This is a genomic window from Agrobacterium burrii (assembly GCF_017313405.1).
GTDB lineage: Bacteria > Pseudomonadota > Alphaproteobacteria > Rhizobiales > Rhizobiaceae > Agrobacterium > Agrobacterium burrii.
Genome location: NZ_JAFLNA010000003.1, coordinates 95478 through 122007, shown reverse-complemented (window position 1 = coordinate 122007; position 26530 = coordinate 95478). Strand labels below are relative to the sequence as shown.

Below are 26530 nucleotides of genomic sequence, written 5' to 3'. Positions count from 1 at the left end.
TCAAGCCCCGTCGAGCTTGAACAGGCGGCGCGCATTGGTGCGGCCGATCTTCACCCGGTCGGCCTCGGCGATGCTCGTCGCGTTGAACCAGTCGGAGGCATGGTCGATATTCTCGAAGGGCCAGTCGGTGGAAAACAGGATACGGTCCGCCCCAACTTCCAGAATGGCGTCGATCAGCGTCTGGGTTCGGAAATTGCCCGAGGTGGTGATGTGGAAATTCTCGTTGAAATAATCCACGAAACGGCGCTTGGCCGGATAACGCGGTGGCAGCTTCACCCAGGCATTGCGGTGATCGATGCGCCACATCATGTAGGGCAGCCCCTCGCCCATATGACCGAGAATGATGTTGAGGCGCGGATGCTCATCGAACAGGCCGGACGCCATGAGACGCAGCGCGTGTACCGCCGTTTCCTGCGCAAAGGCCCAGGTGGGGCCAAGCAGCCAGGGATGGCCGTCATAGATGCGCGAATCCTGAGGCAGCGGATTGCGCGGATGCAGGTAAAACGGCACGCCGAGCTTTTCGACCTCACCCCAGAAGGGGCGATATTGCGGCAGGTCGTAATAAAGCGGCGTCTGGCCGTCGCCTTCCTGGCTGAAACCGTTGACGAGCGCACCGACGAAACCGAGATCGTTGATGCAGCGCTGAAGTTCCTCGGTCGCCGCATCCGGATCCTGCAAAGGTAAAGCGGCAAAGCCAAGGAAACGATCCGGTCGCTTGGCGCATTCTTCGGCAAGCACGTCATTGGCCCGCCGGGCAATCTCGATCGCCTTCTTCTTATCCGGAATAGCCTGCACCGCCGGGGCATTCAGCGACAGGATCATGGTCTCGATACCATGCGCATCCATCAGCTTCAGCCGCGTATCCTGAATATCGAGCAGGCGATGCTGCAGTTCCGTCCAGTAGTCACCGGGCACAAACCCGGCCGAATCCTGAAGTGTCTCCGGGATTGCGAAATGCTCCTCGAGAGCGACCTTGCCTTGCATGTTGTTTCCTCCGAAATTGCTGTTCACGTGCCGCTCGATGCGCGGTCAATATTGGCCCTTGGGTTCCAGCCCGAGCATGCTCTGGCCGATCATGGTACCTACGGCATCCCAGTTCATGCTGATGTGGCGGCCGACCGCATTGGCATCGCGCCAGGCCCGCTGCACGGGATTGGCAAGATCAAGCCCGACGCCGCCGGTAGAGTCGTTGAGTGCCTGCACGGCGCGCAGCGCCAGAGACACCGCAAAGGCCTGGCCGCGACGGCTCAAAAGGCGGTCATCTACGGTGAATTCCGCCCGGCCTTCGACCCGGGCCTGCGCCAGCACCTGTGCACGTGCCACATCGCGCAGCAGGATTTCACAAGCCGCATCGACACTCGCCGCCGCTTCGGCAACGCGCAGCTGAATGGTCGGGAATTCGGCCATGCGGTTATTGCCACCCGCCACAGCACCGCGCGTCACCCGGCCGCCGACATGATCGACGTAACCCGCAAGCGCCCCCTTGGCCGCTCCGACGCCAGCCGCCGCAAGACAGGAAGGAATGCCGGTCAGAAGCGGCATGTTGAACAGGCCTTCCTCCGCATAATATTGCCCGCCGGGCGTCTTGCCGCTGGTGGCGTCCGGAAAGGTCAGAACCCGATGTTTGGGAACGAAGACATCGTCGAGAACCAGCGTCTTGGAGCCCGTGCCGGCCAGCCCCACCACATGCCATGTGTCTTCAATGACATATTGGCTGGCGGGAACGAGAAGGAAGGCGGGAACCGGCCTGCCCTCACCCTGCGGCGGCAGAATGGCGGCGCAGAGAGACCATTGCGCGTTTTCGCAACCCGAGGCGAAGGCCCATTTGCCGCTGAGGCGATAACCGCCCTCAGCCACGTCAGCCATTTTCACCGGCGCATAGGAACCGCACAACAGCGCGTCAGGGTTTTCACCCCAGACATCGGCCTGCGCCTCTTCCGGAAACATCGCCAGCAGCCATTGATGAGCGGAAAGCAGTCCGGCAACCCAGCCGGTTGACGCACAGGCGGCCGAAAGCTCGATATTGGCCGCAACCAGTTCAGCAAACTCACCGCCCTTTCCGCCGAAAGCGCGGGGTTTGACGATATCGAAATAACCGATACCGCGTAGCGCCTCGATATGGCTGGCGGGAACGCGCCGCGCCTCTTCCGTCTGGCGGGCGCTCGACCGGAAAAGATCGGCTATGCCGGCAACGCGGCTGGTGAGGATACGCGGGGTCGTTTGCGCCGGCTGCGGCGCATGGCTCATATCGTTCATGATTGTCTCCCTCCGGAAGTGACTTGGCCGGGAATTATCTGGCCGGAAATATCAGGCCTGCACACCTGCCGGGCTTGCGGCGCAATATTGGGCGTTTTCGTAGAGCAATGGCCTTGTTGTCTCGCTGACATCGGCCGAAACCACCTGCCCGATGAACACGGTATGCGTTCCATAGGGCATCGCCGCCACCCGGCGGCAGGCGATGGCCGCATGCGCCGTGGGCAGATAGAGAACACCGTTTTCGTGACGCTGCCAGTCACCATTGCCGAAGCGCGCCTCCGGCGACACCTTGCCGCTGAAAGCATCCGAGAGCGCGATCTGATCCTGCGTCAGCACGTTGACGATGAAATCCGGTCGGCAGAGCAGCAGCTCGTGCAGCAGTGTGCGGTTGTTCAGGCAAACCAGAAGAGAGGGCGGCTCCATCGAGACCGAAGTGACGGCGGTCACGGTCATGCCGTGATCACGCTGATCGCCGGAAGCACAGGCAGTGATAACCGTCACGGTTGCCGGAAAACGGCGCATCGTCGTGCGGAAAGTCTGGCCGACGCCTTCCGGTGCAAGGTTGTTCAGGCCGAACAGTGCTGATGTCATGAGATCCTCCCAAATCCTGCATTCTTATTTATTTGCATTTGCAATGTTTGTCAATGCAAATGTTTTTTGTCATTTTAAACGTTCAGACAATCGCCCATTCCGCAGCCTTCTGGAGCGAAGCTATTGAAACGGATGAATTGTGCCGGTACAGCCGATAGGCGCACATCAGCATCTGCGCAGATGGCTCTCAAACGGGAATTGCTTCGTGTCTTATCAGTTCACCGACTCGGTACCCTACCTGCTCAACTGGGTGGGCGTTCGGCTTGGCGAGCGTTTTTCCCTGAGACTGGCTTCCTATGACATCACCCTGCCGATGTATCGCGTGCTGGCGACGCTGAGACAGCAGGAGAGCAAGACGCTGACCGAGCTTGCCGACCTCGTGTCGGTGGAGATCTCCACGCTTTCCCGGCTCGTCGGCCTGCTCGTCAGGCGCAACCTTGTCAGCCGCGAGCGACCGGCCGACAATGCCCGCATCGTGCGCATCACGCTCACGACAAAAGGCGAGGAGCTTGCGGAAGAACTGATGCCCATCGCGGCCATGTTCGAAAAAACCGCAATCGAAGGTCTCGATCCTGCGGAAGTAAAACTTTTCAAAAGCATCCTGCGCCATATCGGCCGCAATATCGCCGGCCTCTGACGCGGGAAGCCCCGCTCGCCTCACGATCTTCACGTGCAATGTACTTGCAATGACCGGTTCCTATCCCTGCGGAAATCCACCGCAGCTGAAAGGAATTTTCATGTCCGACAGATCGTCATTTGCAGCCCCGGCAGCGATTATCTTCATCGCTGTCGCATCGGCCGTGCTCACCGCCTGCGCCTCGACAGTCATGAAAAGCTATATCGGCGCGCCCATCACCAGCGTGATGCTGGATTACGGGCCGCCTGACAATATTTATAGCATGGGTCCCGGCCAGCAGGCTTATCAATGGCGGAAGAACAAGACACAGGTCGTTGCCGGATCATCGAGCGGTGAAGTGCGGACAACACGGCGTGGCGAGCGTTACGAAGTCTCGGAGACACCGGGTTATGTCGAACGCATCGATTGTTTCTATACGTTCTACACCCGCAATTCCGGGAGTGAGTGGTATGTGACGAGCTTCCGGCAACCTTCGCTTGAATGCGAATGATGGTTTGGGGATTTCAAATCTCCACCCGGCCCCGCCCGTTTCGCGCCATGCGCTGTTTTACCGCCGCTTCCAAGCTGAAAGCGGCGGTATTCTTTTGAATTCTCCCTGAAATCTGTCATCGGATCGGTCGCTCAGAAACGATAGTTCAGGCCGGCCTTGATGACATGATCGGTCACATCGGTTTTTGACCGCCCGCTGGAGGTCGTCGTGGTGACATCTCCGGTGCTCACATAATTATATTCAAGCTTGGCCGACAGACCACCGCCGAAGCTCTGTTCCAGACCCGCTCCCAGCAGATAGCCCTGTTTCCAGCCATCGGGACCGGTGACGCCATTCGTATCCTTGAATTTCGTCGTGGTCAGGCCGGCGGTGCCGTAAACGAGCGTGCGGTCAAGCGCAACACCGGCCTTCAGCTTGGCCGCACCCCGGAAGCGCTCTCTCAACCGGCCGTTCGGCACACGTGCTTCGTTGCCAAGATAGGAGCCTTCCAGTTCCGCACCGACAACACCGGAGCCGAACTGGAAATTATAGCCGGCCTGTACGCCACCCGTCAGACCCCGGCCGCTGGCCAGCGGATTAAATCTTGGGGAGGCGATGCCGCCATGGGCACCGACATAGGCCCCACCCCAGGAAAAGGCCGGCGGGTTGGCATAGTCGAATTGCTGCGCATTATAGTTGGTAAGATCAGCCGAATAGGCACTGGTTGCGACCATGACGGCAGCCGTTACGGTGACAAGCGATTTTGCGATGAACGACATGAATGACTCCAGACGAAACCGATGCGCCATGCTCTGACAGCTGCAGGGTTTCCGTTCGCGTTGAAGAACCGGAAACCGGCTCCCGTTGATCTCCTGTGCGGATAAGCTCAGCAGATACGGACATTTTCCCCACGAGAATTACGTCTGGATTGCACGAAACGAATTTATTGAAAAATAATTCAGTAATTTAATATAGTTAGACGAAATCCCTTAACTAAATTGTAAGAAATTTCCCCATCGGGACACCGGCTCGCCGCCTGTAATCTCCACAGCTACACAACATCAACCACAGCGCTTCGTGAAGCAATGGATCGAATTTCCAGCCGAACGCCAAAGCCGGGATTGAGGTCGAGGAACAGGACCCGTCCACGATGAAGCTCCGCCGCCTTCTGGACCAGATTAAGACCCAGACCGGCGCCAGACGAATTGGTATTGATGCGATGAAACGGCTCGAATACCTGCTCACGTTCCGAAACGGGTATGCCAGGCCCCTCATCGCAGACGTCTATCGTTCCCGTCGCACCGACCCGGATCGTGATAGCGCCCTTGCCACCACCATGATCGATGGCATTGCGAATGAGGTTGACGACCGCCATCTCGATGATCGAGGTCTGGATCGTGAATAGCGCCTTTCCTTCGCTCGGTTCGAAATCAAATTCATAACCGGCATCCATCGCAATCGGCGCAAGATCGGTCGCGATGCGTTCGACGAGAACGTTCAGATCCTGCTCTTCGGCAGGCAGTTCCACCGCGCCCACCGCTTGCATCTCGAGAAGCTGGTGCGCAACGCGCGTGAGGCGATCAATGTCCGCTCGCAATTGTCGGCTCAGCTCGTCATCGGGCAAAAGATCGGCCCGGATGCGCGCAATCGCAATCGGCGTCCTCAGCTCATGAGCGGCATCGGCCAGGAAGCGGTTACGGCGATTATAGCCCTCGTCCAGTTTCGAGAGCGCGACATTGAAGGCATCCACGAGCGGAATGATTTCACTCGGCACCTTCGAACGATCGATCCGGGCGGACCGGTTCTCGAAATTGATCGATTGCGCCTGGGCGACCGTTTCCATGAGGCCACTCAGCGAACGGCCAACCGCACGGGGCGTCACCAGCAATGTCGCAATACCCGTCAGGAGCAACATAGGCACGACGGCAAAAAGGATGATGAAGCCGACACCGGGCAGCACGGTCAGCCAGCGAATGGCGCCATCGGCATCCTTTTCCAGATCCAGCTGTACATTGATCCAGAGACTGATGCCGTCATTCGGGAGACCTTTTTCCGTCCCGGCAATGAACTGCAGCCGGCCGGCCGGCGTATCGCGGTTTTCCATGGTGGCCCGGACTGTTTCCCCGGCCTCCAGACGCGCCCTTTCGATGCTCCGGGGAAACACCGCCTCCAGAGCAGGCGCCGGGATATCCCCATATTGCAGGACGATTTCGTCAGCGTCCCGCACGACAAACCAGAGATCGGGATAGCGCTGTTTCAGCGCTTTCAGATCGGGCGTAGCCGATACCTGTGTCCTGCCCTGCCCATCCTTTGCCACGCTTTCGGCGATGATCCGGGCAGCCTCTTCATTGGCGCCTTCCAGCCGCGGATCGATGATCCAGATCCAGCCGACGAGAAGAATGACGAAAAGAACGAGAAAAAATGCCTGCAAGGCGAAAAGGCGCTTCATCAGCCCCCATCGCAGGGATCGGTTGCGCTCCTGCCTCATGTCTTTGCCCGGATGAGATAACCGATATTGCGCACGGCCCTTATTTCCACCGTGGCTTCGGCCTGCGCCAGCTTCTTCCTAATGCGCGAGATATGCGCATCGAGCGCATTGGACTCGATCTCATCGTCGAGCGTATAAACCGCCTCGATCAGGCTGGACCGCGTCACGATGCGGTTCGGACGACGCATCAGAGCTTCAAGCGCCAGATATTCCCGACGCCGAAACTCGATGATGGAGCCGGCAACGCTGATTTCATTGCTTCTCGGATCAATGCTCAGATTTCCGAAACTTGTATATTTATCGGAGATCGAAGGGCCGCGTCTGTGAAGAGCCCTGAGGCGGGCGAGCAATTCCTCGATTGCGAAAGGCTTGGCAAGATAATCATCCGCCCCCGCATCCAGCCCGTCGACCCGGTGATCGACGCTTCCAAGCGCCGTCAGGACAAGGATCGGTACGGTATGTTTGCTCCGGCGAAGCGAAGACACGAGGTTCAGCCCCTCGCCATCGGGAAGGCGGCGATCCAGAACCAGCACATCGTAAGAGCCATCACGCGCAAGGGCGTCGGCATCGCTGATGGTGCTGACGTGGTCCGCGAGCACATCGCGCCGGCGCAGGGCCTCAAGCAGCGCGCGCGCCATTTCGGGTTCGTCCTCAAGAAGCAAGATTCGCAATGACTTTCCCCAAAGGTGAACCCTTGCCAGCCTCACCACTCGTCGGTGAATGTTGCAACTACATTGCAGGCGGGCGGGCATCGCTCATGTGTTCGGGCGTTATGTGTCCGGCCCCGGTTTGTATCCGTGTCTTGCATAAAAGCGGTCAAGCTCGCGCTGCTGCGGCACTTCGCCGGTATAGATGGCGATATAGTCCGCAATCCTTTTCATCCGCACTGCCACATCTTCCTCGACCTGCATGGAAATGTACCCTATCTGCACGAGATAAGTGGTGCGGGCACGCACGTCTGCCTTATTTTCAGGGTGGCCGAAACGCATGAACATACGCGAAAGCGCCTCCATTCTCATCTGGTCGGCTTTGCGAAGCTCGGCAAGAATATCATCGGACTGCAGCGCCCAGCTGCGAACCGCGAATTCGAATTTGCTGTCGAAAAGCGAGGAATCCAGCCAGCAATCGAACACATTCAGCATCGCCTCGGCCAGGGTTTCCGCATAGGCCTCCGATTGCCTGAGGATGCTTCCCGTGTTCTTCTCGCGCCAGCGGGACAACAGCGCCGCCAGCAATTCCTCCCGGTCCTTGAAGAACCAGTAGAAGCTGGTGCGCGAGAGATTGAGCTTTTTCGCCAAAGGCAGGATCTTGACGGAATCCACCCCGGATTCCAGCAGCGCCTCGTAGGCGGCCTCAAGCCAACCCTCCTGAGATCCACGCCAACCGGTTTCGTTCAATGTCGCTTCCATGACAATTGCGTAGCAAATCAGTCCCTGCGCGACAAGGCAAAGCGTACACTCTTGTTTATCTCGTAAACACCAGTGTTTTCTTAATTGACACATATGTACATTTTCTCTTAGCCTTGTCGCACAACCGTTCTGGGAGCAGGCACATGTCGAACGATCCCCTTCTTCAGCCCTATCAGCTAAAGCATCTGACGCTGCGCAACCGCATCATCGTCACCTCTCACGAACCCGCCTACCCCGAAGACGGTATGCCGAAAGGGCGCTACCGCGCCTATACCGTCGAGCGGGCGAAGGGCGGCGTGGCGCTGACGATGACGGCGGGTTCGGCCGCCGTGTCGAAAGACAGCCCGCCCGTCTTCAACAATCTCTTGGCCTACAAGGATGAAATCGTTCCGTGGATTCGGGAAATGACCGACGCCGTGCATGAGGCGGGTTCGGCGATCATGATCCAGCTGACGCATCTTGGCCGCCGCACCCGCTGGGACAAGGGCGACTGGCTGCCGGTCCTCGCGCCATCGCACCAGCGGGAAGCGGCGCACCGGGCCTTTCCGAAGAAGATCGAGGACTGGGATATCGAGCGCATCATCAAGGATTTCGCCGATGCTGCCGAACGGATGAAGGCGGGCGGCATGGACGGGGTGGAACTGGAAGCCTATGGCCACCTCATCGACCAGTTCGTCTCACCCCTGACCAACGAGCTTGACGGCCCCTATGGCGGCTCGCTTGAAAACCGCATGCGCTTCTGTCTCGACGTCTTCAGGGCGATACGCCAACGCGTCGGCGACGATTTCATCCTCGGGGTTCGTTACACCGCCGATGAATGTCTCGAGAACGGCACCGGTAAGGCGGAAGGCATCGAAATCTCCAGACGGCTGAAGGAGAGCGGCCTGATCGACTATCTCAACGTCATCAGGGGACATATCGACACCGATCCCGGCCTGACCGACGTCATCCCCATTCAGGGTATGGCCAGCGCACCGCATCTTGATTTCGCAGGAGAAATCCGCGCGGCGACCAGCTTCCCCATCTTCCATGCCGCCAAAATTCAGGATGTCGCCACCGCCCGTCACGCGATCGCCGCCGGCAAGGTCGACATGGTCGGCATGACCCGCGCCCACATGACCGATCCGCATATCGTCCGCAAGATAATGGAAAAACGGGAGGAGGACATCCGTCCCTGCGTCGGCGCCAATTATTGTCTTGATCGCATCTATCAGGGCGGCCTCGCCTTTTGCATTCACAATGCGGCCACCGGCCGCGAGGAAACCATGCCGCATGAAATTACGAAGGCTGAGAAAAGCCTGAAGGTAGTGATCGTCGGCGCTGGCCCGGCAGGTCTTGAAGCCGCAAGGGTCTGCGCCGAGCGTGGCCATGCGGTCGTGGTCTTCGAGGCCGCCAGCGACCCCGGCGGCCAGATCCGCCTGACCGCACAAAGCGAACGACGCCGCGAAATGATCGGCATCATCGACTGGCGCATGAGCCAGTGCGAGAAGCTCGGCGTCATCTTCCATTTCAACAGCTGGGCGGAGGCGGATACGGTTGTCGCCGAAAAACCTGACGCGGTGATTATCGCCACCGGCGGGCTACCGCATACCGAGGTGCTTTCGAAGGGCAACGAGTTGGTCGTCTCCGCATGGGATATCATTTCCGGCGACGTCAAGCCGGGCGCCAATGTTCTCGTCTATGATGATGCGGGCGACCACACCGGGCTTCAGGCCGCAGAATTCATCGCCAAGGCGGGCGGCAAGGTCGAGATCATGACGCCGGATCGCTCTTTCGCCCCGGAAGTCATGGCCATGAATCTCGTGCCCTATATGCGTTCGCTGCAAAAACACGACACGACATTCACCGTCACCTACCGGCTGGAGGCGGCGGAAAGAAGCGGCAACCAGATCATCGCCCATGTCGGCAGCGATTATGGCGGCGTTTCGAAACAGCGCGTTGTCGACCAGATCGTCGTCAATCACGGCACAATCCCGCTGGACGAGCTTTATTTCGAGCTCAAGCCCGGCTCAAAGAACCTCGGCGAAATATCCTATGACGCACTGATTGCGGGCGCGGCCCAGACCGTCGAGCGCAATCCTGCCGGCGCCTATCGGCTGTTCCGGATTGGTGATGCGGTCGCAGCGCGCAACACCCATGCGGCAATCTATGACGCGCTACGCCTCGCAAAGGACATCTGAGAGAGAGCCGCCCTGTGGCGGCCTCCTTCATAACTCAAGCGATACCGCGAACCGCTGACCGAATTGCGAAAACTGCAATCGCCCCCCCAACCGGTCGATTGCCATCTTGACGATGGCAAGCCCAAGGCCGCTTCCACCCGGTTCCGATCGCGGCGAACGGTAGAAGCGCTGCAGCACCCGTTCCTGTTCCTCCACCGCGATCCCCGCCCCTTCGTCGATAACCACGACGTTGACCTTGCCGTTTGCCAGTTCCGCCCGGCATTCGACTGTTGATCCCTTCGGCGAGTGCTGCACGGCGTTTTCCATCACGTTGCGGATCGCAAGACGAAGCAGGGACCGATCCGCCTCGATGAGGATCGTATCCGCCTCTTCCGACAGCCGGCAGGTAATTTCAACCTCGCGCGCACGCCTCAGCGGCTCCAGTTCCTGCATGACATCAAGGATCAGACGGGGAATGTCGACGCCGGCTTTCGTAGCCTGCGCTTCGGTGGCATCGACGGCAGCCAGGTCGATAAGCTGTTTTGCCATCCGGCTTGTCCGGTCGACGCTTTGCTCGATGCGCCGCAGCGCCTGTTGCTGCACCTCGGGATCGGTGGAACGCATGGCCACCTGCGCCTGCGTCTTCAGGCCGGCAAGCGGTGTTTTCAATTCATGTGCGGCATAGGTCGTGAACTCGCGTTCCCTTTCCCGCGTCGCCTGAACGCGCGCCAGAAGGCTATTCAGCGCATGGATCATCGGCCGAAGCTCCGAGGGCGTTCCCTTGTCGGCAAAGCCGTGGAGTTCAGTCGCGTCGCGCGCTTTCATGCCGTTTGCGAGCTTTTGCAGAGGCGCAAGCCCCCTGGAAACACATAGCCAGATAAGGCCAGCCATCAGCGGCATGATGAAAAGCGCCGGATAAAGAAGCCCCTTGATGACATCATCAACCAGCCGGTCGCGAACCTCGACACTGTCGCCCACCAGAACCCTGACACCGAGATCGGGCTTCACGACCGCATAAACACGCCATTCGATACCGTTGATGACCGTATTCTGGAAGCCCGAAGCATGATCCGAAAGGGAAGCATCCGGGGCGCTGTCCGATTTGCTGAGCAGACGGCCGCTGACGGACCAGATCTGGCAGGCAAGCTGGCGTTCGTAGGAGGGTATCGCCGCCACATCAGCGTCTGCGTCCTCATCATGCGTCGGTGAATGGCCGTCTATCAGGCGGATATCGACCGGGCGGTCGCCGACGAGGGATCCAACCATTCTTGCCGATTCCACCAGCCGCGCATCGAGAACATGCTCCAGCCGCGCCTTTGTGCTGGTATAAATCCACACGCAGGCCGAAAGCCAGACGAGACCCGTCATCAGCAGGAGGACGGTAAACAATCTTGCCCGGATCGACATCACGCAACCCTCCCGACGCGGTAACCGACGCCGCGTACCGTCTCGATGAAACCGGCGCCCAGTTTGGAGCGGAGCTTGTGAATGTGGACCTCGATGGTGTTGCTTTCCACATCTTCCTGCCAGCCATAGAGCTTTTCTTCCAGAACCGGCTTTGAAAAGATCATGCCGGGATTCTGCATGAGGGCGTGGATGATCGCAAATTCACGGCGCGACAGCGCAATGACACTATCATCCTTCTTCGCCACCATCTTCGCCGGATCGAGCGTCACGCCCAGCGCCGACAGCGTGCCCTCGGAGCGCCCCTCGCCACGGCGGATGATCGCCCGCAACCGGGCGGCAACCTCATCAAGATCGAAAGGCTTGCCCAGATAATCATCCGCGCCGGCATCGAGACCGCAAATCTTGTCCGTGGTCGCATCCTTGGCGGTGAGCAGGAGGATTGGCACCCGGTTGCGCTCATTGCGGGTGTGGCGCAGAAGATCGAGGCCTGACCCGTCAGGCAACATCACATCGAGGACAACGGCGTCGAAACGGCAATTCTCGAGGGCGATTTTTGCGTCGGCAAGGGTCATGACGGCATCGACGGTGAAGCCGGCAAGCTGCAGCCCGACCCGCAGACCATCAAGCAGGACATCGTCGTCCTCGACCACCAACAAACGCATTGAGCACTCCATCATTCCGGCACACGGGTATTTTGATGCGCGGGAACCTGAAAAACGAACCTTAAGGCTGGCTTAAGCTTCCAGCCGGAAGCCTGCGCCATCCATGGCTTATCCCACAAGGCCTACCCCATAAGGAAAGAGAATGCGTTTCAATTTTTCGTTCGTGCTCCTCGTTCTGCTGTCCATTTGCGGACCGGCGCTCGCGCTCAGTCCGCCGATGGACATGGCGGATGCGTTCAAGCTTTCGATAGACCGCACGGGAACGGCGGCCACCTTCCGCTGGCAAATCGCCGAGGGATATTATCTCTATCGGGAAAGCCTGCAGGCCACCACTGAGGACGGAACGAAGCTCGATCTCAAGACGCAGGCCGGCGAGATGAAGGATGATCCCGGCTTCGGCAACACCGAAGTCTATTTCGGGCAAGCCGCCGCCACGCTCGCCGACGCGCCGCAGACCATGAAACTGACATTTCAGGGATGCCAGGATGGCGGTATCTGCTATCCGTTCCGAACGGTCGCCGTTGACGGGTTGCGGATCGAAGCGGAGGCGCCGTTCGGCATAAGGCCGCAGGAGCCGCCCGCATTTCAGTCCTTCGCCCTGATAGCGCCTTCCGCAGAGCTGGAAAAGGCGGAGCAGTCAGCGCCTGTACCAGCACCCTCGACCGAGCCGGGCATGGTGGAAGGTTTTCTTGCCCGGGGCGGCACGGCGCTGCTTCTCGCCTCCTTCATGGGTCTTGGCGTGCTCCTCGCATTCACGCCCTGCGTATTTCCCATGTATCCGATCCTCGCGGCCACGCTCGGCCGGCAGGGCGCTTCATTGTCGCCCGGTCGCAGCTTTCTCCTCTCATCAACCTATGTCTTCGCGCTTGCCGCCGCCTTCAGCCTGTTCGGCATACTGGCCGCATGGCTTGGCCAGAGCTTCCAGATCGCCCTACAGTCGCCACCGGCCATTCTCATCACCGCCGCCGTCTTTATCATTCTGGCGATCGCCAGTTTCGGCATGGTCGAGGTCCAGCTTCCGGCGGGCCTTCGCGACCGGCTGGCGCGATCGCAGCGTTCGCTCGGCGGATCGTTCGGCTCGACCGCCATTCTCGGTTTCAGCTCCGCGCTGCTGATCGGCCCCTGCGTGACAGCGCCGCTTGCAGGCGCACTTCTCTACATCGCCAAGACCGGAAACCTGCTGCTCGGCGCAGCGGCGCTCTTTGCGCTCGGCATCGGCAAGGGCATTCCGCTTATCCTCATCGGCACCTCCGGCGCGGCATTGCTGCCGCGGGCCGGCGCATGGATGGCGCAGATACGCTGGCTGTTCGGCTTCATCTTCCTTGCCACCGCGATCTGGTATCTCGACCGGCTCATTCCTCCGCCTGTAACGCTCGCGCTTTCCGCAGCGCTGCTCGTTACCATCGGTGTTTTCTTCGGTGCTTTCGACACATTGCCGCAACAGGCCGGCATTGGCCGCCGTCTGATGAAATCGGCCAGCCTTCTTTCCATGCTCTATGGCGCGTTTCTCGCTTTCGGCGCGGCAAGCGGCAGCACCAGCATGCTCCAGCCGCTGCAATTCTCCGGCGGCCCGGTCGCCAGCCGCTCCATGCCAGGCCTGACAAAGGCGAGTTTTGCAACGGTCAGTTCCAATGGCGAACTGCAAGCCGCGGTCGCTGAAGCAGGAAAGCCAAGCCTCGTCTACTTCACCGCGGATTGGTGCGTTTCCTGCCGTGTCATCGAACGCTCCGTTCTGAGCGATCCGCAGGTCGCGGAAAGCCTCAAGGATACAAACCTCATTTCCGTCGATCTTTCGGACATGACGTCAGACAAACAGCAATTGATGAAAGACAGCAATGTCATCGGCCCGCCGACCATACTGTTCTTCGACAGAAAAGGAGCCGAACTCCCCTCCATCCGCATGGTGGGCGAGATTTCAGCCCGTTCACTCATCGATGCGGCAGCGCAAACGCAGCAGACGCTTGCAAAACCGGCAATCGACAATACCGCAGGAGCCCGCCAATGACCCTTACACGCCGACAGCTTGTCGCAATGGCCGGCCTTGCCGCCATTGCTCCCCCCTCACTTGTTTTTGCCAAGACAGACCCGACAAGCCGGGAGATGGTGCTGCACGATCCGGACGCCCCGGTCCTCGGCAATCCGAAAGGCGACGTGACGGTGGTGGAATATTTCGACTACCAGTGCCCCTATTGCAAATCATCCTACGGCATGGTGCGCGACGTGGTCGAACAGGATGGCAAGGTCAGGCTTGTGCTGAAGGACTGGCCGGTCTTCGGCGGCGCATCGGTCATCGCCGCGCAGGCGGTGCTCGCCAGCGCCAGGCTCGGCAAATATGAAAAGACGCTCGACGCCATGTTTCACACGCCGAACAAGCTGCAGCAGGCCGATGTCGAAAAGGCCCTTAAGAAAGCGGGCCTGACCTTCGACGGTGTTGGCAAGGCCGTTGTCGAGCATCAGGCGTGGATTTCCGGCCTGCTGGACCGGAACTGGGTACAGGCCGCCGCCTTCAAATTCGTCGGCACGCCATCATTTGTGGTGGGAACGACAAGCTTTGCCGGCGTCCTCGACCGCAAGGGCCTGAAGGAAGCAATCGCCAAGGCACGGGGATAGGACGAGACGGCGAAGGGCATCGGCACTGCCACGCCCAGCCAGAATGTTGAAGCGATGGTTTCAGTCCGAGCGGACCTGAAACCATCATTGTCCGAACGCTACGCCTGTTCACGCGCTCTTTTGAAAAGGTCGGTAAAGGCTTCCGCGCTCTGTACCGCACCGGGAACGAGGAACTTGCCGATGATGAAAGCAGGCGTTCCCGTCAATTGCAGCGACATCGCCTGTTCATGATTGCGCGCAAGCAGATCATCGATCTCCCCCGCTTTCGATTTCATGTCGCGCTGGAGGCGGGCAAAGTCGATACTCGTCGCACGCACGGTATCGCGCATCTCGTCGGCCTTCACCTTCGGCGTCTTGATCGCCATCAGCGCATCATGGACGATGTGATAACCGTCCTGATATTTCGCCGCCAGCGCCAGTCGCGCTCCCTCAACGGAGTCAGGCGTTATGATCGGCCAGTCCTTGTAGACCATCCTGACATCCCCGTCTGCCGAGACCGCATTGCTCATGGGAACGGCCGTCTTTTTGCACCAGGGGCAATTATAATCGAGAAAGGCGACCATGGTGAGCTTGCCGGCGGGATTGCCGGAGACGGGTGCCGCCGGATCGCGCAGGATCATCTCGAGCTTCAGACCGTTGGGTGAAGCCGCAGCCGGCGATGCGACGGCCGAGACCACCGAAATCGAGCCGAGGAGAAAGGCACGGCGCCCCAGCCCGGCAAGGGCTGAATCATCCGCGCGGTTTCGAACATTATATGCCATGGTGAAGGGTCTTCTTTCGTTTCCGTGTCGATCGTCAGGCGGCGAGTTGCTGGCGCTTCGAGGGGTCGGGAATAACCACGATGGTGCTGCCATCTCTCACATTGTTGAAGAGGTCGATGACATCCTGGTTCAGCAGCCGGATGCAGCCGGAGGAAACCGCCTTGCCGATAGAAAAGGCCTCAGGCGTTCCATGCAGGCGGTAAAGCGTATCCCTGCCGCCCTGATGAATGTAGAGCGCCCGCGCGCCAAGCGGGTTTTTGAGGCCGGGTGGCATTCCGCCATTGGCAATGCTGTAGGGCTGGAGGCTGGGTTGCCGCGCCACCATATCGTCCGGCGGCGTCCATTTCGGCCATGCCCGCTTATAAGCGACCGTCGCCCGGCCGGCCCAGGAGAAGCCATCCCGGCCGACGCCAATCCCGTAACGGGTCGCCTTGCCGCCCGGCAGAATGTGGTAGAGAAACTTGTTCGGCGTATCGACGATCAGCGTGCCGGGCTTTTCATCGGTCGGATAATCGACGACCTGCCGCCAGTAGCGGGGGTCCACCTGCTTGATATTCACTGCCGGGATCGGAAATGTCTCATCGGGAAGCGCCGCATACATGGCCGGTGTGGCCGGCGCAGGCGTCTTGGGCAAGGGTTCGTCGTTCCTCGACAACGTCGCCGGCTTTGGCGGTTCACCGGACGTGGCGCAACCCGCCAGCAGGCCCGCAAGCCCCAGGGCAAGAAGGTTTCTGCGGGTGGTGAAAATCGGGATGTCGTGCATTCTGGGCTGTGTCTCCTATTCGGCGACACATAGCCGGCCCCCACCTTAAGCCAGTCTTAAGGCCATCACCCGCATGGCAATTCGTCTGGATCGGCGTTACTGCGGATCACCGAAAAGATAAATGACCGCCCCCTGGAGCGGTCATTTTCTCTGTGTGTTCGATGCAAATTCACCAGCGGGTCAGGCCCAGCAGCTTTTCGCCGAGTGGGTTGAGCCTGGCGGTTTCGGCATGGCGTTTCTCCCATTCACGCGGATCACCGGGGAAGGCGTCGCGCTGCGGATGATCGAGCTCCTTCCAGAGTCGGATCCGCTCCTGCCGTTCCACCTCATTGTCGAATTCCGCCGGGTGCATGGAGATATATTGCGCCATGCGCACACGGCCATCGGAATGATTGGGACGCACGCCATGGGCAAGCAGCGAATTGAAGATCATCAGGTCGCCCGGTTCCATATCGATATTGACGACAGACAGGCCAGCCATATCCGGATGCATCGGGTCGCGATCTTCCGGCTGCGTCTTCACCCATTCATCGAAATGTTCAAAAAGATAGGGCACGCACTGAAACCCGCCGACATCGCCGTCCTGTTTCTGCAGGCTCAGCACGCCCTGTACGCCGATCGGCAGCGGGCGGATGGACGTGTCCACATCCCAGTGGATGAAACCGTTGGGATTGCCTTTCACCTTTTTCGGCGGATTGAGATTGGCGCGGTCGATGGTGACCCACAGATCCTCCCGGTCCCATATGTCAACGAAGACGTCATAGACCCGCTGCTCCGCACGATTGTCCCAGAGATACTGGTGATTATAGATTTCCAGCATGCCGGTATTGTTCAATTCCTTCATCTTGTGTTCGCGTCTTTGCGGCGCATACCAGGTTGAAGCGTCGGCCGGATCCTTTTCATCGAATTTCCAGAGCAGATCGACAAGGCGTTCCACATTCGCCGCAGGCACCGCCTGACGGACAATGATATATCCCCTCGTCGTCCAGTGCTGCCAGTCCGCTTCCGACAGGACGCGCAGCGGCAAGGTCTTTTTGATATTCTTGAGCTGGGTCGTGGCGGCCGTCGTCGGATGGCTGTCGCGTTTGATTGCTGCGGTGGATTGCATGTCTTTCTCCCATCATCATCTCCCTGACCATCAGGCGATGAAAGGAAAGCTACGGCTTTCCCGGGGGACGTGTTGTCCGCAGATGGACAATAATGATACTATTTCAGCGTATAAATCCCAGAAAGCGCGGAATGAGACCACATCTCGAACATTTGCCGACATCGCCGGATTCGTCCTGGAGCAGGCTCAACCGGCGGCTTGACGACGCCATTCCGTTCGAATGGCACCACCATCCCGAGTTCGAGTTGACGCTGACACTGAATTCCCGCGGGCAGCGGTTCGTGGGTAATCATGTTGCCGATTACGATCACGGCGACCTCGTGCTCATCGGCCCGAACCTGCCGCACACCTGGGCGTCGCGCGACAAACTCGATCCGGCTGAACCACATGTCGCCCTCGTCTTCTGGTTCAGGAAAGAATGGATCGAAGGACTGGCCGGCGGATCGGTGGAACTGGCGCCCGTCAGACGCCTCATCCAACACGCCGCAACCGGGCTGGCGTTCGATCCCGCACTCGGCCGGGCTCTGGCGGATGATTTTGAAGCGATATTTTCCTGTCCGCCGGTCAGGCAACTGACTGGACTTCTGGATATTCTGGCGCGGCTGGCGGCGGAGGACGGTGGCGCGCCTCTTTCAACCGTCGTGCCGCAGCAGGTGGAAGGGGACCGCTCGCGGATTGACCGTGTCCTGATCCACTTGCACCGTCACTACCATGAGCCGTTGCGCATGGAGCAGATTGCCGCAATAGCCGCTCTCAGCGAATCCGGCCTGCACCGCATGTTCAGGAAACATACGCAGGTCAGCATCTCCGATTATCTGATCGGCCTCAGGGTCGGCGAAGCCTGCGCCCGGCTCTCGGGCACCACCCAGCCAATCCGGCATATCGCTGCCGATGTCGGTTACGCCTCGCTGGCCAATTTCAATCGCCAGTTCCTGCGTCTGCGCGGCATGACACCGCGCGACTATCGAGCCTCGTTTCAGGGCGGCGGCAGAAAAACCCGGTAACGCAGCAACGCCACCGGATTGCCCTATGCCGCAGCGCCTGCGCTACTTCGCACTCTGCCCCAGGCGGTATCTGCCGGGTCCAGTAGCGAAATACAAAAGCAGGCCTCCGACGATGGCCAGATTCTTGAAGAACTGCCCCTGCTGGGCAGAACGCGCCTCTTCCGGAAACGACCAGAACGCATGGCTGAGCAAGGTCGCGACGCAGGTGAAAGCCAGCAATATCACACTCGTTTCTCTGGCCCTCACCCCAAATACCAAGGCAGCAGCGCCGAGAATTTCCACCAAAATCACGATGTATACGACAAGGCCCGCAAAAGGCACGCCCTTTGCGGCCAAAGACGCCGCGAAACCTGAAATTTCAAAGAGTTTGCCGATGCCGGCCTGAAGGAAGAGGGCGCTGATGGAAAGGCGCGCCAGAAGGATGATCACGTCATTTATCTTTGCAGTCATGGGAGGTTCCTGGTGAAAATTATTCGATGTTTGCGACGAGTTTTAACACCGCGCCGCACCTCTGAAATTGACGATTAAGAGAGCGGCTGTAACAACGTGAACAACTTGTTGTGCGCATGCCTTCAAAATGAGCCGCGCGAACCGCCGAAGCCTGACTGGCATTGAACGGCTTCCGTCATGATCGAACAAGGGCGGCGCAAGCTGCGCCGCCCTTTTGCCTTTTGCGATCAGCCGCGCTGTGAATCGAGCTGTTCGCTGTTCTTCTCAACCGACTGCGCCTTCATGTAGCTTTCGATCAGAAGCTGGTAGGGAGGGAAGATCTTCGTGTAGACTGCCGCCCATTCCTGGGCGTCGTCACGATGCCATGTCTTTTGCAGTTCCGAGGCAACCGCAGCCGTGTCCATCGGCACCACGCCGGCCTGAACCACCCGTGCAAGGGTGATTTCCTGCGCCATCTTGGAATAGGTGCCGGAAGCATCCACCACCGCAAACACCCGGTAGCCATCCTGAACCGCTGCAATCGCCGGGAAGGCCATGCACACGCTGGTGATGGTGCCGGCAATGATCAGCGTCTTGCGGCCGGTCGCCTTGACGGCGGCCACGAATTCCGGATTGTCCCAGGCATTGATCTCGCCGCGGCGCGCCACATATTGCGCATGCGGTGCGTTTTCATGGATTTCCGGGATCAGCGGACCATTGGGCCCCTGCGGTACCGATGCCGTGGTGATAACGGGCATCTTCGTCAGCGTCGCCATTCTGGCAAGCGCTGTTGCGTGGCTGCGCAGAACAGGCATCGGCATGTCCGCCACCGTCTGGAACAGACCGCTCTGGTGGTCGATCAAAAGCATCACCGCATCATCGGGATCGATGACAGGCCGCTGGCCGTTAAAATTGGCAGGTGTACTCATTGTAAGTCTCCTTGGTTGGTAGGCATGGACTTGTGGGCTGAAATCACTTCCGCCCGGTGAGGCCCGTGGCCCCTTGCAAAGCCACGGGAATGGCTCAGGCAGGAATGCCGCCAAATTTTCCGGCCCGGAAATCCATGAAGGCTTCCTGCAATTCTTCAGGCGTGTTCATGACGAACGGCCCCTGCATGGCAACCGGCTCGCCAAGCGGCGCACCGCTCAGCAAAAGCACCGTTGCGTCGCTGTCGGCGGTGATCTCGAAACTGCCGCCCTCGCGATCAAGCATGACAAACTGAACGTCCCGTGCCGATCGCGTCCCGTTGACCGTGATGGCTCCGCGAAGAACGGCAAGACCGACGCTATGCCCTTCCGGCAGGTCGAATATCGTGCGCCCTCCCTGCGTCAGACGCAAATCCCACACATTGATCGGCGTGAAGGTGCGCGCCGGCCCCTTGTGTCCCGCATAGTCGCCGGCGATGACACGCACGGTTCCCGCATTGTCCGGCAGCGCCACGGCGGGGATATCCCCGTCGAGCACGGTCTGATAGGCGGGCGGTGCGGATTTGTCCCTGGCCGGCAGGTTAACCCAGAGCTGCACCATTTCCAGCGTACCGCCCTGTTTCGTAAAGGCCCGGGAATGGCGTTCCTCATGCAGGATGCCCGCAGCCGCGGTCATCCATTGAACATCGCCCGGGCCGATCAGACCACCGCTGCCGGTCGAGTCGCGATGCTCCACTTCGCCCTGATAGACGATGGTCACCGTTTCGAACCCGCGATGCGGATGAGCGCCGACGCCACGCGGCGTCTTGCCCGGCGCAAACCGTTCCGGCCCGGCATAATCAAGATGCAGGAAGGGACTGATATGTTCGCCCTGGGTCATATGCGAAAGCATGGAGCGGACTGGAAATCCATCCCCTACCCAATGCGGCGATGTGCTGCTGTAAACGCCAAGAACCTGTCTCATCATAGTCTCCTGGATGCCCCTCTTTCTTGTGAAGGGTCGCTGGTGATCGTGTGAGAGCAAAATAGTTCTGGAACAAACTGGCCGGTAGATCGAAGATCAGGATATACTGTCCTGAAAACAGGACAATGAAAGGCCATCATCATGCCCGATTTGAACGATCTGCGCCTCTTCGTCGACGTCGTGGAACAAGGCGGGTTCTCGGCCGCCGCCAGGAAACTGGACGTACCCCGCTCACGGCTGAGCCGCCGCATCGGCCTGCTGGAGGAGGATCTTGGCGTGAGGCTGGTGCAGCGCACGACACGGCAGTTTGCGATTACCGAGATCGGCCAGGAATTTTACCGCCATTGTCTGGCGATGGTGGTGGAGGCGGATGCGGCGCTGGAGGTGATCGATCGCATTCGGGCGGAACCGCAAGGCACGGTGCGGGTCAGTTGCCCCGCATCGGTGATCTATTTTCAGGTCGGAGAAATGATCGCCCGCTTCATGGCCAGATATCCCAAGGTGAAAGTCCATCTGGAAAGCACCAACCGCCGGGTGGATGTCATCCGCGAGGGTTTCGACCTTGCCATCCGGGTGCGGTTTCCCCCGCTCGAGGACAGCGATCTAGTCATCCGCAAGCTGGCGGAAAGTGAACAGCGGCTGGTCGCAAGTCCGAAAATCGTCAAATCAGGCGTCACCGTTCCGGCCGATCTCGTCAACATGACCGGCCTCGCCTGGGGTTCATCCCACAGCAGTTTCGAATGGAACCTGCTTGGTCCCAACGGTGCCTCGGCGGCAATTCCCTATCAGCCGCTGCTGATTACCGATGACATGGTGGCCCTGCGGCTTGCAACGCTCAAAGGCATCGGCGTCTGCCAGTTTCCCACCATGGTCATCAGAGAGGATGTGGCGGCGGGACGGCTGATCGACCTCCTGCCGGACTGGGCGCCGCGAAGCGGCATCATCCATGCCGCCTTCCCTTCGCGCCGCGGTCTCCTGCCGTCCGTGCGCGCACTTCTGGACTTTCTGGCGGATGAATATGCGATCATTTCGGCCGAGGAGAAGACGGCAACCGTCAAAGCAAACCTGAACGAATAATTGCTGCGGCACGCGGCGATTGGTGCTCCCGGTGTTTCCCGGTCCAGTCAATTCAATCCCGCCGGATCGACACCTGCCATCACGGCTTTGCCTGTTTTAATATTCTGACCGCCCGCTCAAGCTCCGCTTCCCTGAGGCTGGCAAATCCAAACCTGAAGGCTTCCGGCGGATGAGCGGGATCAAGCGCGAAGCGAAGCCCGGGAAGAATGCCAAGGCCAAGCCGGCTGGCGTTCAGCGCCCAGCTTTCAGCACTCACCCCCGGGCGCATGCGCAGCCAGATGGCCAGCCCACCGGCAGGCAGCGTGAAATCCACCACGTCGGAAAAATGCTCGGCAAGCAGGGCGGCGGCATGATCCCGGCGCGCATGATAGATACGCCGTGCCTTGCGTGCATGACGCCTGAGCGTGCCGTCGAGAATTAGCTCGCCCAGGGCGTGTTCCAGTGGCAGGTCACCCTGCCGGTCAACCGCTTCGCGCAGATCAGCCATCCGGCGCAGCAGGATCGGCGGTGCAACGGCGTAACCGATGCGGATCCCGGGTGCGATAAGCTTGGAAAGCGATCCGATATAAATAACAGGCGTTTCCGCCTCGGCTCTGGCGGCAAGTGGCAGGACAGGACGCCCATCGAAGCGATATTCATGGTCATAATCATCCTCGATGATCGTCAGACGGTAACGGCGCGCCAGATCAAGCAAACGCAATCGCCGGGAGACGCTAAGGGTGGCAGTGGTAGGATATTGATGGTGCGGCGTGACATAAATGGCTCTGAGCGCTGCTTCCCGTACTGCAAGCTTTTCCAGCGCATCAATATCGATCCCGCCGGCATCCACCGTCACCCCCACAGTCCGGACACCGGCCGCCCGGAATGCGGCCCAGGCGAGCGGATAACCCGGATTTTCAACCGCGATGACTGATCCCGGCTCGACACAGGTTGCGGCGGCGAGGAAAAGCGCCATCTGGCTGCCGCGTGTCACCATGATATCGCCGGCATCTGCCGCTAGCCCTCGCTCGCCCTTGAGATAATCAGACAGGGTCCCTCGCAGATGGGCGCTGCCACGCGGATCGCCATAACCATGATCGGCGCTGAACACGGGCGAATTCAACGCGCGCCGAAATGCCTGCGCCAGCGGTACGGTCGGCGCCAAGCGGGAATCAGGCGCCCCGTCGGAAAGGTTCAGCGCCGGCTGCTTGCCAGATGCAGCACTGGTCTTTTCCGCACCGCCGGGTTCTTGCAGGGGCCGGTGTTGTGCAAAGTCCGGCAGGTCTCTTGCAACGAAGGTGCCTCGCGATGCCTCCGCCACCAGCCATCCCTGCATCAGCAGCTCATGATAGGCTGCATCCACCGTATTCCTGTTCACACCGAGGTTTTTTGAAAGTGCACGGGTACCCGGCAGGGGATCACCGGGTTTCAGCCGCCCGCGTTCGATTTCCGTAATGATCGCCTGTGCTATCGCAAGAAAGACAGGCTCCCCCTCCTTCTGCCGCCATTCGATCACAAGTGTCGCACCCTTGCCCATCCGGCATATCCATTTTCTCAAATCCGGCTCATTACACTAGGCCGGATAAGATTTATTGCATGGCAGATACCGGCGCGACAACCCGCCGCTCCGATGAAGCCGAAAGGAAAATACGATGGTCGAGAAAGTAATATTCTATCATGCCGGATGCCCGGTCTGCGTTGATGCGGAACAGCGCTTTGCAACCTCTCTCGATAAAAGCCAATTCGACGTCGAGATCGTTCATCTGGGAGAGAATAAACTCCGCCTCGCCGAAGCCGAAAAAGCGGGAGTCAAGTCCGTCCCGGCTTTCGTCATTGACGGCGCCGTCTATCACATAAACCACGGCGCCGATCTTGCAGCCCTGCGCTAATGCCGGGAGCAGGATGATGTCGAGGATTGCAACAGCCATTCGCCACGTTCATTTCGAGGATCTGGGTAGTTTCGAAAGCGTGCTTTCCGAAGCCGGCTACGACCTGCGCTATTGCGATCTGGGTGAGATGAATCTTGCAACCTTCAAGCCGGCGGAGCCGGATCTGCTCATCATACTGGGCGGTCCGGTCGGTGTTTACGAGACAGACGCCTATCCCTTTCTTGTTGAAGAACGGGCCTTGATCCGACATCGTCTCTACACCGGCCGGCCGATCCTCGGCATCTGCCTCGGCGCGCAACAGATCGCTGCTACACTCAGCGTCAATGTCGAACCGATGGGCTACAAGGAAATTGGCTTTTCGGAACTGACATTAACCGATGCGGGGCGGCTGGGGCCGATGCGGCATCTTGAGGGCATAGCCACACTGCATTGGCACGGCGATGCCTTTGAAACCCCGAGAGAAGCCGTCAATCTGGCAACAACGCCTCTTTGCGCGACACAGGGTTTCGCAATTGACCGCAATGTGCTGGCGCTTCAGTTTCACCCCGAGGTTGATGCCGGTTCCGGCCTTGAAAAATGGCTCGTCGGCCATGCCGCGGAATTGGCCGGCGCGGGTATCGACCCCGGCAGCATACGTAAGGATGCCTTGCGCCATGGACCCGCACTCCGCGAAGCTGCCCGCAAAATGTTTACCGAATGGTTGAAGGAACTCGACTTTGAATGCGAGACCGAACATTCAAACACGCGCGGACTGGCTGAGGCATGAGCAACACCTCCGAACCCACGGGCACGCTTGCCGCAAATCTCTCCAGCGTCACGGCCCGGATCGCCAGCGCCGCCGCGCGCGCTGGCCGACCGACCGACGCAGTCCGCTTCGTGCTGGTCACGAAAACAATCGAGGCCGAACGCGTCCGTGAAGCCATACGCCTCGGAGCGGGCGATCTCGGTGAAAACAAGGTGCAGGAAGGGCGCAGCAAGGCTGAAGCCCTTTCCGGCGAACCGGCGCAATGGTCGATGATCGGCCATCTTCAGTCCAACAAGGTCAAGGACGTCCTGCGTTTCGCCTCCGAAGTGCAATCGCTCGATCGCCTCTCACTGGCGACAGCGCTTGAAAAGCGGCTGCAGTTTCTGGGACGTGGTCTGGATGTGCTGGTGCAGGTCAACACGTCAGGCGAAGCCAGCAAATTTGGTCTCGCGCCCGATGCCGTGGCACCCTTTCTCAAGGAATTGACGGCATTCGACGCAATACGCCTGCGGGGTTTCATGACCCTTGCAACCTTCACACCTGAGGAAACGGAGGTCCGCCGCTGCTTCCGCCTCCTGCGCAACATCCGCGACCGTGCGCGTTCCGATGCACCGCAGGGGGCAGCTTTAAGCGACCTCTCAATGGGCATGTCGGGCGATTTTGAATGGGCGATCGAAGAGGGGGCGACCATTGTCCGTGTCGGCCAGGCAGTCTTCGGCGCGCGCGCCCTGCCGGCGTCGTATTACTGGCCGGGTGCGGCGGGAGCCACTTAAGAGGCCTTCATCGCGCTGCGCCATATGTCCAGTCGTTTGAACACCAGAATGGCTCCGGGTTTTGAGTGACATGGCGCATCCGCCAATTTGTTTTTCAAAGGCTCCGCGATCCAGACGAGTTTTCTCTGTCGCCGACCGTGAGCGACAGATCAGCCCACCGCCCCAGATCAGTCGGTGTCGCCCCGGCAGCATTCAAATGTCGAGATCGACCCAGAGCGCGGCATGATCGGACGCGGCGTCCTCCTGACGCTTCACCTCGTCATAGCTTTCCCACTTCTTCGGCCGAACACCCGGCCACATGCCCTTGCGGAACACGCCGCCGTCCTTGACCTTTGCAAAAAGGGCTGGAGACAGCAGGATATAGTCGATCTTGTTGGAGGCCGTGCACCCGCCATAGGTGCCGGGGTAACCGCTATCATCAAAAGCCTCATGCTTGAAGATGTCTTTTAACGAGGTGCCGCCAAGAAGTGGCTCCAGCGGATCACTGCCGGGGGTATCGTTAAAGTCACCGATAACAGCGACATATTCGACGCCCCGTTCGATCAGTTTCTCGTAGATTTCGGCGATACGCTTTGCCTGTGCCTTTCGCTTGGCATCCGACTTAGCCTTTCCGCCATAACCCTTGCTCTTGAGGTGATTGACCATGACGATAAGCTTAGCGCCGGCGGGCGTGGTGATTTCATATTCCGGGCAATCGCGCGAAAAGATCGCCTCACCGTTCGGTGTGCAATCATCGACATGGCTGTGCATGGCGCCGATGGGATAACCCTTGCGGGTCATCATGCCGACATCGATCCCGCGCTCGTCATTGCCGTCGATCACCATCACATGCCGAAACGGTGTGCCGCCGATCGCCGGCAGAATCTCGCGGTTGAAGGCGGAAAGCACCGGGCGGCTCTCGACTTCGACGATACCGAGCACGTCAGCCTCGAGATCAACCATCACCCGCGCGGTGTTGCGCATGGCGTGCTCGTTGACTGGCTCGTCGCGCAGTTCCAGCGACCCGACCCAGTCGGCCCGGCCTTCGGCAACGACCACGACACCGCCCGCAGTCGGCCGCTTGAGCAAACCGCCACGGTTTCGGCGAAGGATGACGAAAGGCCCCGTGTCGGACTGCTCCATCCCTAACGCGACGACGAGCCGGGCGATCTCGACCTTATCTTCGTCACTATATTCGATCTGGCCAAGCAACTGGTTCAGCGCCGCGAAATGCTCCAGAACGGGCTTTCCCTCTTCCCAGCTCCCAAGGTTCATCGCTTTGGCGCGATCAAAGAGATTTTCAACGTTGTAGACAGCAAGACGCATCTGATCCTCCCCAGGTTGCAGGGATGATGCCCGTTTTACATTTCAAAGACACGACAGTTCGGTCTGGCAGAGGAAATTTACGACGGGCACGCCGATGGACAAGATCGTCCTCACGAAAG

General features: G+C 59.6%; 27 protein-coding genes. 9 read left to right on the top strand and 18 right to left on the bottom strand.

All coding sequences use genetic code 11. The features are described 5' to 3' along the window. Genes tsdA through graD form a run of 3 tightly spaced genes read right to left on the bottom strand, consistent with a single transcriptional unit; the run spans position 1 to position 2847 of the window. Positions 1-984, bottom strand: a complete 984-nt coding sequence (tsdA, locus tag JZX89_RS07280; protein ID WP_207133663.1) for a gamma-resorcylate decarboxylase — start codon at positions 982-984, stop codon at positions 1-3. A gap of 45 nt (positions 985-1029) precedes the next feature. After that, on the bottom strand, positions 1030-2256 hold the full coding sequence (gene graA, locus JZX89_RS07275; RefSeq protein WP_207133653.1) for an FADH(2)-dependent resorcinol hydroxylase oxygenase component: 1227 nt from the start codon (positions 2254-2256) through the stop codon (positions 1030-1032). 51 nt (positions 2257-2307) lie between these two features. Continuing rightward, a complete protein-coding gene (graD, locus tag JZX89_RS07270; RefSeq protein WP_207133650.1) occupies positions 2308-2847 on the bottom strand; it encodes an FADH(2)-dependent resorcinol hydroxylase reductase component in 540 nt (179 codons plus the stop codon). Between the two features lie 205 nt (positions 2848-3052). Between graD and JZX89_RS07265 the strand changes: the two genes are divergently transcribed. After that, on the top strand, positions 3053-3484 hold the full coding sequence (locus tag JZX89_RS07265) for a MarR family winged helix-turn-helix transcriptional regulator (protein WP_149899797.1): 432 nt from the start codon (positions 3053-3055) through the stop codon (positions 3482-3484). Positions 3485-3584: 100 nt separating this feature from the next. After that, positions 3585-3974: a hypothetical protein gene (locus tag JZX89_RS07260; RefSeq protein ID WP_174373172.1), complete on the top strand. Its 390-nt coding sequence runs from the start codon at positions 3585-3587 to the stop codon at positions 3972-3974. Between the two features lie 131 nt (positions 3975-4105). Here JZX89_RS07260 and JZX89_RS07255 read toward each other — a convergent pair whose 3' ends face one another. The 4 genes from JZX89_RS07255 to JZX89_RS07240 all read right to left on the bottom strand — a co-directional run bounded on the left by JZX89_RS07255 (position 4106) and on the right by JZX89_RS07240 (position 7850). Then, a complete protein-coding gene (locus JZX89_RS07255) occupies positions 4106-4732 on the bottom strand; it encodes an outer membrane protein (RefSeq protein WP_174373171.1) in 627 nt (208 codons plus the stop codon). Positions 4733-5004: 272 nt separating this feature from the next. After that, complete coding sequence (locus JZX89_RS07250) at positions 5005-6402, bottom strand: sensor histidine kinase (RefSeq protein ID WP_207133648.1); 1398 nt, start codon at positions 6400-6402, stop codon at positions 5005-5007. Between the two features lie 35 nt (positions 6403-6437). Next, on the bottom strand, positions 6438-7112 hold the full coding sequence (locus tag JZX89_RS07245; protein WP_149899793.1) for a response regulator transcription factor: 675 nt from the start codon (positions 7110-7112) through the stop codon (positions 6438-6440). Positions 7113-7211: 99 nt separating this feature from the next. Next, entirely contained in the window at positions 7212-7850 is a 639-nt protein-coding gene (locus JZX89_RS07240) for a TetR/AcrR family transcriptional regulator (RefSeq protein WP_207133646.1), read from the bottom strand. Between the two features lie 143 nt (positions 7851-7993). On the opposite strand from JZX89_RS07240, the gene JZX89_RS07235 reads away from it, so the two are divergent. Beyond that, complete coding sequence (locus JZX89_RS07235; RefSeq protein ID WP_207133645.1) at positions 7994-10030, top strand: NADH:flavin oxidoreductase; 2037 nt, start codon at positions 7994-7996, stop codon at positions 10028-10030. A gap of 27 nt (positions 10031-10057) precedes the next feature. On the opposite strand, the gene JZX89_RS07230 is transcribed toward JZX89_RS07235, so the two are convergent. Next, on the bottom strand, positions 10058-11416 hold the full coding sequence (locus JZX89_RS07230; RefSeq protein WP_210348384.1) for an ATP-binding protein: 1359 nt from the start codon (positions 11414-11416) through the stop codon (positions 10058-10060). Next, positions 11416-12078, bottom strand: coding sequence for a response regulator (locus JZX89_RS07225; protein ID WP_149899789.1), 663 nt, complete (start codon positions 12076-12078; stop codon positions 11416-11418). The genes JZX89_RS07230 and JZX89_RS07225 overlap by 1 nt, the downstream gene beginning before the upstream one ends. Positions 12079-12220: 142 nt before the next feature. Here JZX89_RS07225 and dsbD point away from each other — a divergent pair, with 142 nt between their 5' ends. Together dsbD and JZX89_RS07215 are read left to right on the top strand one after the other, a co-directional pair. After that, the gene (gene dsbD / locus JZX89_RS07220; RefSeq protein ID WP_207133639.1) at positions 12221-14083 is read left to right on the top strand and encodes a protein-disulfide reductase DsbD; all 1863 of its coding nucleotides are present in this window, start codon (positions 12221-12223) and stop codon (positions 14081-14083) included. Next, on the top strand, positions 14080-14688 hold the full coding sequence (locus tag JZX89_RS07215; protein WP_207133631.1) for a DsbA family protein: 609 nt from the start codon (positions 14080-14082) through the stop codon (positions 14686-14688). Before dsbD ends, JZX89_RS07215 begins: the two co-directional genes overlap by 4 nt. 98 nt (positions 14689-14786) lie before the next feature. Here JZX89_RS07215 and JZX89_RS07210 read toward each other — a convergent pair whose 3' ends face one another. The 3 genes from JZX89_RS07210 to JZX89_RS07200 form a co-directional block, all read right to left on the bottom strand. Then, complete coding sequence (locus JZX89_RS07210; protein ID WP_246746678.1) at positions 14787-15449, bottom strand: DsbA family protein; 663 nt, start codon at positions 15447-15449, stop codon at positions 14787-14789. A 34-nt stretch (positions 15450-15483) separates the two neighbouring features. Next, the gene (locus tag JZX89_RS07205) at positions 15484-16212 is read right to left on the bottom strand and encodes a L,D-transpeptidase (RefSeq protein WP_207133627.1); all 729 of its coding nucleotides are present in this window, start codon (positions 16210-16212) and stop codon (positions 15484-15486) included. Positions 16213-16381: 169 nt separating this feature from the next. Next, positions 16382-17320: a phytanoyl-CoA dioxygenase family protein gene (locus JZX89_RS07200; protein WP_207133624.1), complete on the bottom strand. Its 939-nt coding sequence runs from the start codon at positions 17318-17320 to the stop codon at positions 16382-16384. A 131-nt stretch (positions 17321-17451) separates the two neighbouring features. Between JZX89_RS07200 and JZX89_RS07195 the strand changes: the two genes are divergently transcribed. After that, complete coding sequence (locus JZX89_RS07195; protein WP_207133615.1) at positions 17452-18324, top strand: helix-turn-helix domain-containing protein; 873 nt, start codon at positions 17452-17454, stop codon at positions 18322-18324. 42 nt (positions 18325-18366) lie between these two features. On the opposite strand, the gene JZX89_RS07190 is transcribed toward JZX89_RS07195, so the two are convergent. From JZX89_RS07190 to JZX89_RS07180, 3 genes are all read right to left on the bottom strand, one after another. After that, positions 18367-18753, bottom strand: a complete 387-nt coding sequence (locus tag JZX89_RS07190) for a DoxX family protein (RefSeq protein ID WP_369809538.1) — start codon at positions 18751-18753, stop codon at positions 18367-18369. Between the two features lie 248 nt (positions 18754-19001). Beyond that, complete coding sequence (locus JZX89_RS07185; protein ID WP_174373160.1) at positions 19002-19682, bottom strand: hydrolase; 681 nt, start codon at positions 19680-19682, stop codon at positions 19002-19004. A gap of 94 nt (positions 19683-19776) precedes the next feature. After that, positions 19777-20643, bottom strand: a complete 867-nt coding sequence (locus JZX89_RS07180) for a pirin family protein (RefSeq protein ID WP_207133612.1) — start codon at positions 20641-20643, stop codon at positions 19777-19779. A gap of 141 nt (positions 20644-20784) precedes the next feature. On the opposite strand from JZX89_RS07180, the gene JZX89_RS07175 reads away from it, so the two are divergent. After that, the gene (locus JZX89_RS07175) at positions 20785-21720 is read left to right on the top strand and encodes a LysR family transcriptional regulator (RefSeq protein ID WP_207133611.1); all 936 of its coding nucleotides are present in this window, start codon (positions 20785-20787) and stop codon (positions 21718-21720) included. A gap of 79 nt (positions 21721-21799) precedes the next feature. On the opposite strand, the gene pdxR is transcribed toward JZX89_RS07175, so the two are convergent. Together pdxR and JZX89_RS28960 are read right to left on the bottom strand one after the other, a co-directional pair. Continuing rightward, positions 21800-23236, bottom strand: coding sequence for a MocR-like pyridoxine biosynthesis transcription factor PdxR (gene pdxR, locus JZX89_RS07170; RefSeq protein WP_207133609.1), 1437 nt, complete (start codon positions 23234-23236; stop codon positions 21800-21802). A 52-nt stretch (positions 23237-23288) separates the two neighbouring features. Further along, on the bottom strand, positions 23289-23627 hold the full coding sequence (locus JZX89_RS28960) for a hypothetical protein (RefSeq protein WP_440131598.1): 339 nt from the start codon (positions 23625-23627) through the stop codon (positions 23289-23291). Between JZX89_RS28960 and JZX89_RS07160 the strand changes: the two genes are divergently transcribed. After that, positions 23605-24354 carry a glutamine amidotransferase gene (locus tag JZX89_RS07160; RefSeq protein ID WP_207133605.1) on the top strand — a complete coding sequence of 250 codons (750 nt, stop codon included), beginning with the start codon at positions 23605-23607 and terminating at the stop codon, positions 24352-24354. The genes JZX89_RS28960 and JZX89_RS07160 overlap by 23 nt on opposite strands. After that, positions 24351-25106, top strand: a complete 756-nt coding sequence (locus tag JZX89_RS07155) for a YggS family pyridoxal phosphate-dependent enzyme (protein WP_207133604.1) — start codon at positions 24351-24353, stop codon at positions 25104-25106. The genes JZX89_RS07160 and JZX89_RS07155 overlap by 4 nt, the downstream gene beginning before the upstream one ends. A gap of 192 nt (positions 25107-25298) precedes the next feature. On the opposite strand, the gene JZX89_RS07150 is transcribed toward JZX89_RS07155, so the two are convergent. Further along, complete coding sequence (locus JZX89_RS07150; RefSeq protein WP_174373153.1) at positions 25299-26411, bottom strand: endonuclease/exonuclease/phosphatase family protein; 1113 nt, start codon at positions 26409-26411, stop codon at positions 25299-25301. Positions 26412-26530 lie beyond the last annotated feature (119 nt).